Source organism: Kamptonema sp. UHCC 0994, assembly GCF_029167235.1.
In the GTDB taxonomy this organism is placed as follows: domain Bacteria; phylum Cyanobacteriota; class Cyanobacteriia; order Cyanobacteriales; family Microcoleaceae; genus Kamptonema.
In genome coordinates this window covers 1-15,869 of sequence record NZ_JARFTR010000071.1, presented here as the reverse complement: position 1 = coordinate 15,869, position 15,869 = coordinate 1, and the positions used below count along the sequence as shown (strand labels likewise).

General features: G+C 42.5%; 11 protein-coding genes and 1 pseudogene. 5 read left to right on the top strand and 7 right to left on the bottom strand.

All coding sequences use genetic code 11. From position 1 onward, the window contains the following. The first annotated feature begins 132 nt into the window (after positions 1-132). Entirely contained in the window at positions 133-3,438 is a 3,306-nt protein-coding gene (gene carB, locus PY364_RS07290) for a carbamoyl-phosphate synthase large subunit (RefSeq protein WP_275521574.1), read from the top strand. Between the two features lie 76 nt (positions 3,439-3,514). Here carB and PY364_RS07285 read toward each other — a convergent pair whose 3' ends face one another. From PY364_RS07285 to PY364_RS07275, 3 genes are all read right to left on the bottom strand, one after another. Continuing rightward, complete coding sequence (locus PY364_RS07285) at positions 3,515-3,769, bottom strand: DUF6737 family protein (RefSeq protein ID WP_275521575.1); 255 nt, start codon at positions 3,767-3,769, stop codon at positions 3,515-3,517. Positions 3,770-3,930: 161 nt separating this feature from the next. Next, positions 3,931-4,638 carry a Uma2 family endonuclease gene (locus tag PY364_RS07280; RefSeq protein WP_275521573.1) on the bottom strand — a complete coding sequence of 236 codons (708 nt, stop codon included), beginning with the start codon at positions 4,636-4,638 and terminating at the stop codon, positions 3,931-3,933. Between the two features lie 29 nt (positions 4,639-4,667). Continuing rightward, positions 4,668-5,198 carry a zinc ribbon domain-containing protein gene (locus PY364_RS07275; protein WP_275521572.1) on the bottom strand — a complete coding sequence of 177 codons (531 nt, stop codon included), beginning with the start codon at positions 5,196-5,198 and terminating at the stop codon, positions 4,668-4,670. A gap of 206 nt (positions 5,199-5,404) precedes the next feature. Between PY364_RS07275 and PY364_RS07270 the strand changes: the two genes are divergently transcribed. The 3 genes from PY364_RS07270 (at position 5,405) to PY364_RS07260 (ending at position 9,086) form a co-directional block, all read left to right on the top strand. After that, positions 5,405-6,835, top strand: coding sequence for a circularly permuted type 2 ATP-grasp protein (locus PY364_RS07270; protein ID WP_275521570.1), 1,431 nt, complete (start codon positions 5,405-5,407; stop codon positions 6,833-6,835). Positions 6,836-6,927: 92 nt separating this feature from the next. Beyond that, positions 6,928-8,289 (top strand): ParA family protein, encoded by a 1,362-nt coding sequence (locus PY364_RS07265; protein ID WP_275521569.1) that lies wholly within the window; start codon positions 6,928-6,930, stop codon positions 8,287-8,289. Next, positions 8,286-9,086, top strand: a complete 801-nt coding sequence (locus PY364_RS07260; protein ID WP_275521568.1) for a hypothetical protein — start codon at positions 8,286-8,288, stop codon at positions 9,084-9,086. Before PY364_RS07265 ends, PY364_RS07260 begins: the two co-directional genes overlap by 4 nt. A 14-nt stretch (positions 9,087-9,100) precedes the next feature. Here PY364_RS07260 and PY364_RS07255 read toward each other — a convergent pair whose 3' ends face one another. Beyond that, on the bottom strand, positions 9,101-9,307 hold the full coding sequence (locus PY364_RS07255) for a hypothetical protein (RefSeq protein ID WP_275521567.1): 207 nt from the start codon (positions 9,305-9,307) through the stop codon (positions 9,101-9,103). A 136-nt stretch (positions 9,308-9,443) separates the two neighbouring features. Here PY364_RS07255 and PY364_RS07250 point away from each other — a divergent pair. Next, positions 9,444-10,553: pseudogene (locus PY364_RS07250) on the top strand (nucleotidyltransferase domain-containing protein); the annotation flags it as partial. A gap of 60 nt (positions 10,554-10,613) precedes the next feature. On the opposite strand, the gene PY364_RS07245 reads toward PY364_RS07250, so the two are convergent. The 3 genes from PY364_RS07245 to PY364_RS07235 all read right to left on the bottom strand — a co-directional run bounded on the left by PY364_RS07245 (position 10,614) and on the right by PY364_RS07235 (position 15,755). Next, positions 10,614-12,083, bottom strand: coding sequence for an MBOAT family protein (locus PY364_RS07245; RefSeq protein WP_275521565.1), 1,470 nt, complete (start codon positions 12,081-12,083; stop codon positions 10,614-10,616). A 33-nt stretch (positions 12,084-12,116) separates the two neighbouring features. Next, positions 12,117-12,695 (bottom strand): Uma2 family endonuclease, encoded by a 579-nt coding sequence (locus PY364_RS07240; RefSeq protein ID WP_275521564.1) that lies wholly within the window; start codon positions 12,693-12,695, stop codon positions 12,117-12,119. 183 nt (positions 12,696-12,878) lie between these two features. Beyond that, a complete protein-coding gene (locus tag PY364_RS07235) occupies positions 12,879-15,755 on the bottom strand; it encodes a zinc-dependent metalloprotease (RefSeq protein ID WP_275521563.1) in 2,877 nt (958 codons plus the stop codon). Positions 15,756-15,869 lie beyond the last annotated feature (114 nt).

Below are 15,869 nucleotides of genomic sequence, written 5' to 3'. Positions count from 1 at the left end.
CCCCTAGCCCCTAGCCCCTAGCCCCTTCTTCCACAATGGTGCAAGTTTGTATTGCATAACACGGTTTTGACACTAGGGCTTAAAATAGTTTGGACTTAGCGTGAATCCTGTCCAACTAAACGATATTAACCTATGCCCCGCCGCCAAGACTTAAAAAAAATACTGCTGATTGGTTCTGGCCCTATCGTCATAGGCCAAGCGTGCGAGTTCGACTATTCGGGCACGCAAGCTTGTAAAGCCTTGCGAGAAGAAGGGTTTCAAGTGGTGTTAGTGAACTCCAACCCTGCCACCATTATGACCGATCCAGAAACCGCCGAACGCACCTACATCGAACCCCTAACCCCAGAAATCCTTGAGAAAATCATCGCTAAAGAACGACCTCAAGCCATTTTACCAACAATGGGCGGTCAAACCGCACTGAATTTAGCAGTTGCCCTCGCTAAAAACGGCGTTTTAGAAAAGTATAACGTCGAGTTAATTGGTGCGAAATTGCCAGCAATTGAAATGGCAGAAGATCGGTTGCTATTTAAAGAAGCAATGGCGCGAATTGGCGTTCCCGTTTGCCCTTCAGGAATTGCTTGTAATCTCGATGAAGCCAAAACCATCGGTCACGAAATCGGCAGTTTCCCCTTAATTATCCGTCCTGCTTTCACAATGGGCGGTACAGGCGGCGGTATTTCTTATAACCAAGAAGAATTTGAAGAAATGGCCCAAGGCGGCATCGATGCTAGCCCCGTTTCGCAAATTTTGATCGAACAATCTTTAATTGGCTGGAAAGAATACGAATTAGAAGTAATGCGGGATTTAGCAGATAATGTAGTCATTATCTGTTCCATCGAAAACCTCGATCCGATGGGCATTCACACCGGAGATTCGATTACCGTCGCCCCGGCCCAAACCCTCACAGATAAAGAATATCAACGCCTTCGCGATGCCTCAATTAAAATTATCCGCGAAATTGGCGTAGAAACTGGCGGTTCTAACATTCAATTTGCTGTTAATCCCGTTAACGGCGAATTTATTGTGATTGAAATGAACCCCCGCGTTAGCCGTTCCTCTGCTTTAGCCTCGAAAGCAACGGGTTTTCCTATTGCTAAAATGGCCGCAAAATTAGCAGTAGGTTACAGCCTTGATGAAATCCCTAACGACATCACCAAGAAAACACCCGCATCCTTCGAGCCCACTATCGATTATGTGGTGACAAAAATCCCCCGATTTGCCTTTGAAAAGTTCCCCGGTTCCGAACCAACTTTGACTACACAAATGAAGTCAGTCGGGGAAGTTATGGCAATTGGGCGAACGTTTTGCGAATCCTTCCAAAAAGCATTACGGGGATTAGAAACTGGTCGTGCCGGTTGGGGTTGCGACAAGCAAGAAAAGTTACCTTCCCTGGAACAAATTCGCGCCGGTTTGCGGACACCAAATCCCGAACGAATCTTTACTGTCCGCCACGCAATGATGATGGGGATGACAGTAGAAGAAATCTACGAACTTACAGGAATTGACCATTGGTTTCTAGATAAATTTGTGCAGTTACTCGAAACAGAGAAGTTCCTGAAACGCACGCCACTAAAGCAGTTGACGAAAGACTTAATGTTTGAAATCAAGCAATTAGGATTTAGCGATCGCCAAATTGCCTACGCCCAAAAAACCACAGAAGATGAAGTCCGTACCTACCGCAAAAAGTTAGGCGTAATCCCGATTTACAAAACCGTTGATACCTGCGCGGCTGAGTTTGAAGCCTTGACACCCTATTACTATTCTACCTACGAATTAGGCGCGGCAATCTGGGAATTAGGCGACGAACAAAAGCAAATTTCTGCTGCTGCTCAAAGTTTAACTCCAGAGTCGGAAGTTTTGCCTTCCGAGAAGCGAAAGGTGATGATTTTAGGCGGCGGGCCAAACCGGATCGGACAGGGGATTGAGTTTGACTATTGTTGTTGTCATGCTTCCTTCTCTCTGGGTGATGATGGGTTTGAAACCATCATGGTTAACTCGAACCCGGAGACAGTTTCGACGGACTACGATACTAGCGATCGCCTCTATTTTGAACCTTTGACTAAAGAAGATGTTCTTAACATCATCGAAGCCGAAGATCCAGAGGGAGTTATTATTCAGTTTGGCGGACAAACACCGCTCAAATTAGCAGTTCCTTTACAAAAAGCTCTCACTAACCATCCTTCAGTCAAGACAAAAATTTGGGGAACTTCCCCTGATTCTATCGACACTGCGGAAGACCGAGAACGATTTGAGAAAATTCTGCGGGAGTTGAACATTCAACAGGCGGCTAACGGTATGGCCCGCAGTTTTGAGGATGCTTTAATAGTAGCTCAACGCATTGGCTATCCGGTGGTAGTGCGGCCGAGTTATGTATTAGGCGGACGGGCAATGGAAATCGTCTATTCTGATGTAGAATTAGAACGGTACATGATGTTTGCCGTCCATGTCGAACCAGATCACCCGATTTTGATTGACAAATTTTTAGAGAATGCGATCGAGGTGGATGTAGACGCGATCGCAGATACTACTGGTAATGTCGTCATCGGCGGGATTATGGAGCACATCGAAGAGGCGGGTATTCACTCAGGCGACTCTGCTTGTTCGATTCCTACTCAAACGCTTTCACCTACTGTTTTAGCCATAATTCGCCGCTGGACAATTGACCTTGCAAAAGCTTTAAAAGTAATCGGATTAATGAATATCCAATTTGCTGTTCAAGGCGAACAAGTTTACATTATCGAAGCTAACCCCCGCGCTTCTCGGACAGTACCCTTTGTATCGAAAGCAATCGGAGTTCCCCTAGCTAAAATTGCCTCGCGGGTGATGTCTGGTAAAACTTTGGTAGATTTAGGATTTACTAAAGAAATTATCCCGATTCACGTTGCGGTAAAAGAGGCGGTTTTACCCTTTGCGAAGTTCCCCGGAACTGATACTCTGTTAGGGCCTGAAATGCGCTCTACAGGCGAAGTAATGGGTATTGACACAGATTTTGGCAAAGCCTTTGCAAAAGCTCAATTAGGTGCAGGACAGGTTTTACCACTATCGGGAACAGTGTTCGTGTCAATGCGCGATCGCGATAAAATTGCAGTGGTTCCAGTTGTCAAAGAGTTCTTAGAATTGGGTTTCAATGTAGTAGCAACGGAAGGAACCCGCAAAGTTTTGCGAGAACAGGGTGTGAAGGTAGGTTTAGAGTTGAAACTTCACGAAGGCCGGCCGAATTTGTTGGATTCAATTAAAAATGAGAAAATCCAACTAATCGTAACTACTCCTTCTGGTGAAGATTCGCGGGCCGATGGGATTTTCATTCGCCGTACTGCTTTGGCTTACAAAATCCCCATTATTACCACTATTGCTGGTGCAAAAGCGACTGCGGCCGGAATTCGTTCGCTGAAGTCTAACCCCTTAGAGGTGAAAGCAATTCAGGATTATTCCTTCTAACTTTGGTACGTAGTTGGGCTTTAGCCCTCTTTCGTATACAATAAAAGAGGGCTAAAGCCCAACTACGTACCTTTACTTAACGATTAGCAATTTCAGATTCCTGATGAGAATCTAAAAGACCGCTGGATAGCATGAGTCTTGGCCAAATTAATAGGAAAAATCCCATCCATATTAATAGAGGTATAGAGACAATAACTGTTATCCAGATGGTTTTGAACAAAAACCAACTCCCAGAAATTAGAGTAATACCTGTTAACAAAATTGACCAAGGCTGACACCACCAAGGCTTATAGTCCCAAGCACTAACAGACTTTTTTTCAGATTCTTTCATCATTAAACCTTAAATTACTTTGCGTATACGTGCGGTAAAAAAATTAGGACTTACGCAGGTCGTCCCAGAAACCGGGTTTTTGAGAGAATCTGTGGGTAACAACGAAGTATTTTCGTCAAAAAACCCGGTTTCTTTGGTTGGGTGTGTAAGTCCTGAAAATATTAGCCGCCTCTTAATTGCTCAACAAAATCTCCATGTTCTGGACTCGCCAAACCCTGCTGCAACACAGCCAAAACCTCAGCTAAATTACCCTCTAACATTGCTGATACTGCTAACCACAAACCAGGGAAAACCTGACTCCTAATTATTCCGGCTGTATCCGGTTCTAAAAGTATATATTCACCCTCATTCAGCCGAAACCAATCAATTCTATTATTATAAATCTTCCAGACAAAATACTCCTGTACTCCATTACGGCGGTACATCCTTAACTTATCATGGGAATCGTAAGAGGCACTACTAGCGGCTATTTCTACAACTAATTCAGGAGCACCCTCTACATAGCCATCCTCACTAATAGATGAATTGCCACCTGATGCTATTCGCAGTAGTGCATCTGGCTGCGGTTCATTATCCAAATCTAGGCGAGTAGTGGCATTATCACCTAGCCTCACTCCGGGAGTAGCACTACGATAAACCCATAGCCAGCCGATTATATTACTGTGCGGTTCTGCGTGTGGCTCAAAACGAACTGGCGAACCCATGTATACTACCCCCTCAATTAATTCAGCTTTTTTTAGTTCCGGCATAGCATGATAACGTCGCTCAAATTCAGGCCGAGTTAAGCGATCGCCATTTTCTAAAGGCAGCAATTCAATTGATATTTTGCCGGAGTTTTGATTCGTGGGAATCTGCAAGGGTGATGGCATATAAATAACTCCAATTTAAAATCTAATAATCACAAAGTATGACCGCAACTCGAACAAAAGCGATCGCTTTCTCCCACACCCACGCCACATTGCGGACAAAAACGCTTTCCAGAAACTCCCTGCGTCCCCATCTGCATTGACATATTACCCATCTGCATCTGCATGGGGTTAATTTTCATCGGTGTCATCGGCTTCATCGGTTCCATTGGTTCCATTGGTTTCATCGGCCGCATAGTATTATCATTAGGCCCCGCTTCCATAGTCACCTGCACAAGTGCGATCGCATCTGCTTCACTCAAATCTGGCATCGCACTTAAAAGACTCATCCCATTACCTTGCACCATAACAAATTGCGGCCCTGATTGCGATTCTAGCCGCAAAATAATCCCAGATGCAGTATTAAATGCCGTTGGCGGTATCACCCACCTACCAGTCTGAAAACTACTGCTTGCTTGTTGCTGTTGACCAAGACTGCTACTCGACAAGGTAATGACAGTCTGCATTCCCGGATTTTCGATGTAAAGCTTTTGACCTCTACCCAGGTCGCATAAATAAGCCATAATTTTAGGAGTTGATTGTTTAATTAATATTGTAAGCGATCGCGCCTTCTCTGTGAAACCAATTTATGTATATTATTAATTTAGAGAAGTGCGATTAATTTACTTCAAATTAGGGGTTGCAAATATCAGTAGTTTATGCTACAAAAGCGCGCAAAACCCCAAAAGTGCAATCGCCAATACAACAGTAAAGTAATAGGATAAATACCATGCGCTTTGATTCTTACGATCCGGGTGACTTCTATGATGAACTATTCGCAGGTATTGGGGAACCCCGGCCAGAAGCTACCCTTTTAATAGAAAGAATCCACTCCCTAACTGAAGGGGAACTTCAACGGCGACAGCAGGCTGCACAAAATGCCTTGGTAAAACTGGGAGCAACTTTCAATGTTTATGGTAATAATAAAGGGACAGAGCAAATTTTCCCTTTTGATGTAATTCCCCGCATCGTTTCAGCCTCCGAATGGACTTGGATAGAACAAGGACTTAAACAGAGAATTCACGCCCTAAATCTATTTCTAACAGATATTTATGGCGAACAGAAAATTATCAAAGATGGCATCATTCCTGCTGATTTAATTGAATCGGCAACCGGTTATCTGAAACCTTGCATTGGATTAAAGCCACCAGGAGGAATTTGGTGTCATATTACAGGCACAGATTTAGTGCGAGATAAAGATGGGAAATGGTACGTCCTTGAAGATAATATGCGCTGTCCTTCCGGTATTTCCTACGTTTTGGAAAACCGCCGCGTCATGAAAAGCACTTTTCCTCAAGTGTTTGCCAGATTGGGAATTCAACCTGTCGATGACTATCCCAGTCACTTGTTAGAAACTCTCCTAAATTTAGCATCGTCAAATCTGCAAAACCCTACGGTAGTAGTGTTAACTCCGGGTATTTACAATTCTGCTTATTTTGAGCATTCATTTCTAGCGCAACAGATGGGAGTTGAGTTAGTTGAAGGTCGAGATTTAGTAGTAGCCGACGGTTACGTACAAATGCGAACTACTAAAGGTTTGCAGCGAGTAGATGTGATTTATCGCCGCATTGATGATGACTTTATTGATCCTCTAACTTTTCGTTCAGATTCGAGGTTGGGAGTGCCAGGATTAATGGAAGTTTATCGTAACGGCCGCGTTGCTCTTGCTAATGCTTTGGGTACGGGAGTTGCAGATGATAAAGTTATCTATGCTTATGTTCCCCAGATCATTAAGTATTATTTAGGAGAGGAACAAATGTTGTCAAATGTCCCGACTTATGTTTGTTGGGAAGAGCAGCAATTAGAATATGTCGTGGCAAATCTCGATAAACTTGTGGTGAAAGCAGCAAATGAATCTGGCGGCTATGGGATGTTAGTAGGGACGCATTCTACTGCTGAACAAAGGGAAGATTTTGCTCATAAAATTCGGGAAAATCCTCGGAATTATATTGCACAACCTACCCTTTGTTTATCGCGAGTTCCGACTATTATTGGCGAGGATTTTGAAGGTTGTCACGTAGATTTGCGGCCTTATATTCTCTATGGTCAAGATATTTATGTGCATCCAGGTGGCTTAACTCGTGTTGCTTTAAAGCGTGGTTCGCTTGTGGTAAACTCTTCTCAGGGTGGCGGAAGTAAGGACACTTGGGTTTTGTGTTAGTAGCTTTGATCTTAGTTCCCAGTTTCGGCTGGGAACGCAGGTTTTTACCCTCAGTACCTACGCGGTTGTACTTAAATAATTAGGTGTAAATAATGACAAATATCGACTGGGATCAAGTTTTAGATAGTATTCCACACGATGCCAGTGAAGCGATAGTCAGCGCTCAATTTGTGTCGGTTCTGATAAAAGCACTTGGATTCACTACAAATGAGCATTTTCCAGCATTTCCAACAGGTCGGGGTGCTTGGAAAGCCGATTTCGCAGCTCGTAAAAACACTGGAACCGAAAAGTTCTTGTTCTCTCCTATCGATCCAAACTTACTTATTGAAGTTAAAGCGCGGGCAATAGCATCAGGAGCTAAAATTAACTTAGCGGAAGATACTCCCCAATATAAAGCTGCCAGGGAACAGATTACAGGATATCTGCTATCTCCTAAATGCCAAACGGCTCAATGGGGTCTTATTACTAATGGGATTCATATCCAGTTATTTCGGAAACATGGGAAAGTTGTAATTCCTGCAACTCCCTGCACGCTGATTAACAAAGGTAATATTAGTGCCATTGTTCAACATATCAAAAATTTGATTGATAACCCACCCAAGGCATTGACGGTTTGTATCTATAACAATAAAGGAGGAGTGGGCAAAACGACAACAACTCTCAATTTGGCAGCTATTTTGCGAATACAGAAAAAGAAAGTTCTCTTAGTCGATTTTGATTCACAAAGAGATTTAACTAGAACTCTTGGGCTAGATGTAGGATCTATTACTTTATCTGACTGTCTGACTGATACAAAAGCAGATGTTAATAAAACAGTTGTTCATTTTACTCACACTGACAAGTCAGGAAAGATTATACAGGTTTTTGATGTGATTCCATCAAGTGAGGACATGGAAGAGTTTACAGATCAGCGTCTAGCGGAATCACAAATTCAAAAGGGAGCCAAAAGATTGCGAGATATCCTTAAAGCTTTTGTTTATCAATATGATTACATATTGATTGATTGTCCTACACAATGGTTGTTTTTCAGTCAGAGCAGTGTTTATGCCTCTGATGTTGTTCTCATCCCTACAAAGCATAATGGGTTATCGTCACTACATAATGCAGCGAGGGTGATTACGCAGTTTATTCCTGAAATTAAACAAGAAAGAAGAGATGGTGGGCCAATTGCCTTACCAATCTTTTTCAATGGAGAAAAGATCACAGATCCGGCGCTTGAGGTAGCCAATAATGAAATCGAAAAAATAATTAATAAAGCTAAAAAAGACGGCTTTGATCTGCTACCATATTATTGGCCTAAATCTACAAAGGGAAAAGAGAATAAAACTATCTTCAGTATTCCCAGTTATGCTACTGTTGCCAGTGCTGCCTTCTCTCACATTCCCGCTGTTTTTATCAACAAGACCGCTGGTGAACACTATGTCGGTCTAATTAAGGAGTATTTTTTACAATGAGTAAGTATGATGACATCGGTAAGCTAATGCACCTGCCATTAGCTAGTATTGAACCAGGAGAACTCTGCTCTGAATCAGAGTTTATCATCACTGCCGCAGCCGAGGCTATTTTGAACTCTGGCGGACGCAATTGGATTCCTGCGATCGTTAAAGAAACAGGTGATTATCAATATCAAGTAGTCAGCAATTCCTTTATTTATGCAGTCGCTCAACAAGCTGAATTAGAGCGAGTATGGTGCATAATCATAGAGCCAGAATCTAAAAATATTGAGCAAGCTAAAATTTTAGCAAGGGAAACGATACCCAAAGTTAACCTTAGCACAGCATCAAGAGATACTATTCTAGCTGCACTTAGATATTTGGTTGCAGAACCCGGAAGTGCATTAAAGGGATTGGATGTTATTGTCGCAGCCAATCGCATTTCAGAAGCCAATCGGGAAACGTGGTCAAACTTTAATCCTATTACCACCTTAAAATGTGCGATTACTAAGGGTAAAAAGTTAGATGCTTTAGCAAAAGTATTCTATCTCTCGCCGCCGGTTCCAGTTGCACCGCCACCACCACCGCCGGAAAAAGTGAGCATGAAACGTGCATCAAGAGATGAAATTTTTGATCGTCTCAACTACTTATCAACCAATAAAATAGGAGGATTTGAAAATATTGATGCTGAAAAAACTGCCGATGCTATTTTCAACGCTAGTAAAGGCAAGTGGAAAAGCCTAACCCCAATTTCTAAACTTGAATGTGGCATTGATACTGCCAAAATGAAGACCTTTAAAACCCTATTCACTCTGTAAATAAGGCTCTATACTCATTCGTCGTCCAGTGGATACTTCCGAGGTTCTCCACGTCCTTTGAACTGACAGCGCATACGGACGGTAAAAGAACGATTTGGAGGCACTGGGCGGTAACATAATCGCGTCAAGGCATCAAGTGTCACTTCATCAGGAAGATCGACCCGCACGTCAATCACCGCTTCGGCGATCGGTGGTCGTGAGTAGTGTTTTCGTAGCTCCATACCAGTGATTGTATTACGAATAACTGGCTACGCGATCGCACCATCATATACTACAATCGTAGCATAGCAGAACACCTGTGTCTGTTTATAAGCGAGCTTAACAGATAAACCTACTTAGCGCGATCGCACAGAGCAACCAATGGATAGAATTACTGTAGAATCCAGATCAATATTACTAGCTTTAGTAGGAAGTCAAGCCTATGGAACTTCTACACCACAGTCTGATTTTGACTACAAAGGCGTATTTATCGCCCCCAAAGAATACTACCTCGGATTTAAAACTTTCGAGCAAAAAGATACAGGCTGGGATGTAGAACCAGGAACGGGTTTGTATCCCATGCTCGATACCGTCAAAGACTGTACAATCTACGAACTCAGAAAGTTTTTATCCCTAGTTGGTAACAATAATCCTAACATTTTAGAAACCATTTGGATGGATAGAGAATTTTACGCCTATCTGTCTCCAGCGGGTGAAAAGTTAATTTCTTATCGCTCCGCTTTCTTGTCTCAAAAAGTTAGAACATCTTTTGCCGGCTACGCTTACGCTCAAATAAAACGGGTGGAAAATCATCGAAAATGGTTGCTAAATCCTCCGCCTAGAAAACCTGTCCCTCAAGATTTCGGACTAGATGACGAGAATTATAAACCATTAAATAAGACAGAAATTAACGCTTTTCTAGAATTTCTGTATATGCTAGTTCGCGACTGCATCGAATTTCTAGAACCCTCAGAAGAATTGAGAACTTTGCTGCTTGAAAAAATTGACTATAAAGGCATCCTCAAACAGCGACCAATTCCCGAAGAATTACTGCCACAAGTTCAACAATATACGAGAGCCACCAATGATTTTATTAGGTTACTGCACATCTCTCAAGCTTATCGTCAGGCTCTCGGTGAATGGGAAGCCTATAAAAAGTGGAATGTCGAAAGAAATGTAGATAGAAAAGCTTTAGAGAGCAAATGTGGCTATGACTCAAAACATACTTCTCATTGCATTCGTTTGTTGCGGATGGGGATAGAAATCCTTAGAGATGGCGAACTGAATGTTAATCGCAAAAAAGTAGGAGATAGCGGATATTTGCTCTCTATCAGAAATGGGGATGCTACTTATGAAGAAGTGAAAGAAATCGCTAGCTCACTTTTTGAAGAAATCAAAACCATCAAATCTTCTCTGCCAGAAAATGTGGATAAAGAATTTCTTAACGAAGTTTGCGTTGAGTTGGTAGAAATGGCTGGTTTTAAGTAGAAGCAAAAAGTATCGGTAACGCCTCCATCTTGGCGGCGTTACATAAGTAATGCGTAAGTCTCAAAAATCAAAATAAATATAAGGCAATCCCCCTTCCGGTGCTAAGGCCAAAGCTAGGAAACATAATGGTACTAAAATCAACTTCAAAGGCCAATTTAACTGTAATTTCAAACCTCGGTGTAGCATAAAACTAAATCCCATTGCTGCTACCAACACCGCCACCATCCAACTTATCTGAAATCGCTCCAAACCTAGAGCCTCAATATAAACTTTCTGAGCAAATTGAACATCTGCATTATATCCCCAAAAATGTGAAAATACCAATCCAGAAATTTTCAAATCCGGGAGTCTAAAAAATATCCAAGACCCAAATACCATTCCCTGAGTTAACAACCAACCGACCAAAATACCAGGCAAACTTTGCCAAAAACTTTCCAGCGATAACTGCTTAGAAATAACTTCCGTCAGGCGATGAACTACTAAAGCTAAACCATGCAAACCTCCCCAAATAATAAACCCCCAAGCGGCCCCGTGCCAAATTCCCGCAATTAGCATGACAATCAATAAATTCACACAAGTTCTAACTAAACCTACCCGCGAACCACCCAAAGGAAAATATAAATAATTCCGCAGCCAATCCCCTAAACTTATATGCCATCTCCGCCAGAAATCAGCAATACTAACACTGAAATAAGGAAAATCAAAATTTTGCGGCAAACTCAAACCCATCAGCAAAGCAGTACCGCGAGCCATATCAACATAGCCGCTAAAATCTAGATATAATTGCAGTCCATAAGCAATCGTAGCTAACCATAAATCGCCACTACCAGCTCTCTGTAAATTATCAAAACTTAAAGTTACTAACTTACCCAAGTTATCAGCAAAAATTCCTTTTTTTACCGCACCAGAAGCAATCAGCCAAAGTCCTTCAGCAATTCCATCGTGTGTCGGAAATTGCAATGTTTTAAGTTGACTGAGTAAATTGTGATAGCGAGTAATCGGGCCAGAAATTAATTTAGGAAAAAAGAACTTGTAAGAGGCAAATTGTAACAGGGAATTAGCAGCAGGTGCACCTCGATATACATCAATCAAGTAAGCAACGCACTCAAAACAAAAGAAACTTAGTCCTAAAGGAGAAATTACATTAGTGTTTACCCACCTAGCACTATCTAACGCAACTGGTAAATTAAAAAATGTACCGATAGAAGTCAAGAAAAAAGGCACATATTTAAAGCCAAGTAGTAGAGAAATATTAATAATAATTCCCAACCATAGGAGGAGAAAACGGCGGCGGTTCCAAGCTTCATTGGCAATCCGCCAGTCAAGAGGTTCCCCTATTGCTTTGGCTAAGCGGTAATTAAATACAATACTGATTAATAGCAGAGGGATGTACTCTATTTGCAGGAAAGCATAGAATCTGATGCTGGCCGCCAGCATCACAAATAGCCGCCATCCTCGGTTGGGAATTAGCCAGTAAATTACCAGAGTAATTAGTAGAAAATAAGCGTATTTTAAAGAAATAAAAGTCATGTTAATAGTTGATTGCTCAGCTAATTATTAAAGTTAATTTAACTCGATATTTTCATACAAATCTGCTAGGGAAATTTCGACAGGAATAGAAGTTAATGTCAGCCGATCGTCGATACTGCTATATTCCGAAAATATCCACTTATTCGCCTCAGTTTTAGAGTATTGCTCTACCTGTACCCGGTATTGATCGATTAATAAATATTCCTGAAAACTAGGAATACTGCGATATCCAGCAAACTTTTCATCGCGATCGTAAGCTTTGGTACTTTTAGATAGAACCTCAGCGATCAACACAGGATTGGTAATTGTATCCTTGCGTCCAGATTGCAACTCGATCGGTCGTGCTACCACCATCACATCTGGGTAAGTATAATTATTAAACTGCGGAACCCAAAGCCGTTGATCTGATGCAAAAATACTGTAAGGTTTACTTTTGAGACTTACTCTCAAAATAGCATTTAAGATGCTTGTAATTTCATTGTGATTCGGTGTGCCACCCGTCATTAGAACAATCTCTCCATTGATAAATTCATGCCGATCCTGAGAGTTGATTTCAGCTTCTAAATATTCCTCAGCCGTGTAGGTTTTGGTTTCAACTTGCGTGACTATCATACACAATTCTCTCCTTTAATCTACTGATTTTAGTTAATATTGAACAAGGCTTACGCACGATTGCAGTACAGCCGCCATCTTGGCGGTAAAGTCACCGCCAGGATGGCGGCGTTACGTATATCGTGCGTAAGTCCCATTGAAAATTCCTAAACTAACAACTAACAACTAACAACTAACCATTACCTAATTAGATTCAATTTGTGCATTCAAAGCTTTAGTAATCCGATCGCGAGTTTCCTCCAAATGAGCTCGCGTGTAAGCATCCGCCTTCTTATCATTCTTCCGAATCGCTTTACTCAAAGCTTCCCGTATTTCCCGTAATTCAGACCAAGCTAAAGCCCTTGCATCTTCAGGAGCCCCCGTCTTTCGCAACACCATCCCCATTAAAATAGCTAAGTGTTCCCGCTGCAACGATCGCCTGAAATTAGAAATCGGCATCGACTTATCATTTAACTGCAAAACCTCCGTCCAAATACCCTTATGCAAAGTATCAAATAACTCCGGCATCTTCAAAGCATTATCCGGCGCAGTCTTCAATTCCCCATCCCGTAAGCGCGTCAGACGAACAGGAGAAAGCAACACCCGCAACGCAAAACGCTGAAGAAAAGTAATGCGATCGCCAATCGGATAATCCAAAGGAAACATCAACGCCGGATTTCCCCAATGATCCCAACGCGACGGCGCTAACTTATTCAACAACTCCGGCGAAAAACTAAACGCATCCGGCGCAAACACATACTTTTGTATATTCGCCAAAGCTTCCCGCTGTTTCTCGATCGCGATCGCCTCAAAAGGCAAACGTCCATTCGGATCTCCCGGACGATCCCGGTTAAACCACTGACCCCCAACATATAGAGTCGTATTCATCACATTCTGGAAATAGTAGCCAAACACCGTATCAAACATCGTCCGCAATTCACTGTAACCCTCACCACTAGCAGGAGTCCGATCCTCCAACTTCTTCCACATCAGCCGCGCATTATCCAACTGCCACTGAGAATAGCGCAACATATTACTACTTAAATCGAACGTATTCGCAGCCGGATTCAAAATATCAAAAGAATCCTCATCCGCCGCATAAGAAAGCGCAGGTTCAGGAGCCCGCTGCGCGATTTCCGCCAGCCTATCCACCTCAGCCGCCGGATTCACCCCTCCAATCGACTTATAACCATACTCAATCGCCCATCGATCGTAAGGCCCCACCACCACCGGAAAATAATCCCCCTGTTCAGTTCCCTGCGGCGCAATATTAATCGGCACATAATCCATCACCGATCCCACCAAACCCTTACTGCGAGTAATAGCCGTATTATTCAAATCCTCCGGTTCCAGCATCGTACTCCCGTGAAAATTGTGCCTCAGCCCCAGCGTATGACCCACCTCATGCGCCGCCAGGTAACGTAAATACTGGTGTACGAACTCCTCCATATCGCTACCATCAAGCGGCGCATTGTGGAACAGAGATAGCGCCATCGCCCCGATCGCAAACTGCTTCGACGACTCCAACCCAAAACACAAATCAGAACTAGACATTAACTGCGACAGCGAAGAACGGCCCTGCTGACTATATTGTTCCTTCAAAGTCGGCAAATCATTTAACTCAGAAACATCCCCCGTCCCAACTCCCCCTTCCCCACTTCCCAACCCCTTAAGATAGCGAGAATAAATACCAAATTGACACGGATTGCGATTAGTACCATTCTTCCCCTGAAAAGCCTTCCCCATTGATTGATTTTGTTGCACCAAACTGCGGTAGCCATGCTTAATATCTCGGACAATATTCGCATCCAAAAGAATATCCGCATCTAAAATTTGTCCCGTCAGCGGATTAACACGAGACGGCCCAATACCAGCAAACGCAGGATCGAAAGAACTCGACCAGCGAATCGTGTTATAGCGCACATCAGCCGGGTCCCAAGACGCATTATCCGGCATTTGCTTAACTTGAATCGCATCAATAAATCCCGCCTTCTCAAAAGCTTTATTCCAAGCTAAAACACCCTCACTGAGAGCTTCCCGATACTCCAAAGGCACATTATTCTCAATCCAGAATACAATCGGCTGCACTGGCGGCGACATCGGTGCAGAAGGATTTTGCTTTTGCAAATGCCACCGATTAACATAACGCACAAAAGGCTCAGAACGATTTTCATCAGAAAAATCCTTGTAAGCAGTTAGGAAATAGCCTACACGCTCATCGGCGGTACGAGGTCGATAGCCATTGTTAATAGGAACTTCCGAGAAACTGTAATGAATGCGAAGATTGAAGGCGCGACTATCCGGCAAAGATGGAAGATAAGCCATATCGCCATCGTTTGAGCTAGAGAAACCATATACAGAAGAAATCTCTACATTCAAAGGGAAAGCTTTCACTTCTTTAAAATAAGACTTATCAGGTTCTATAGAATAGGAACCTCCCAAAAAGTAAGGCAACATTGCAGTTATACCCGGAAGGTCTCGGCGTTCGCTCATCAGTAGATCGCTGAGATCGATTAGCAAACTTTGCCGCTGAGGATGAATGCTTTTAATCGGCAAAGAATAGAGAATTGAATCGCTAAAAGAACGCTCCACAGAACCCGCTTGCGGATCGCCATCATGGGTGCGAAAATTGATATTAGGAAGAGCAAATTCTACCTTATTTTGTTGGCGGCGCAACTGAAACAGAAAATCTCCTATTGGCATTCCGCTATAGATGCCAGATTCTCCCAATCCCGATTCGAGACTGATAAAGCAGAGGAATTTTTTATTGAGTTGTGCTGGTGCAATTTCGAGATAAACTTTTTTCTCTTCTTTCTCGGTGTAGAGAGTAAAAAGTCCAGGCAATTTTTCCGTATTTTGAATGACTTGTTCAAAGGGTTGCATTGCTGGCTGTTCAGCACTATTTCCGCTAGGAGTAAACCCTGAAGGCTGAGCAGATAAAGAATAAGGTAAAATTAAACCCCTATATAAAGAAAACAAGAAAAAGGAAAGCGCAAATAGGAAAAACATAAAAGGTGTATTTTTTCTTTTGCTTTTCGCCTTTTGATTTGTACTTTCTTCGGAAAATTGAACTTTTTTCATGGTGGTGCTAATTGCTAATTGGTAGTGCTGATTAGTAATTGGTAATTGTATAGTAACCGTCAAGACGGTTAGGAAAAATATTCCGTAACGCCGCCATCTTGGCGGTCAAGATAC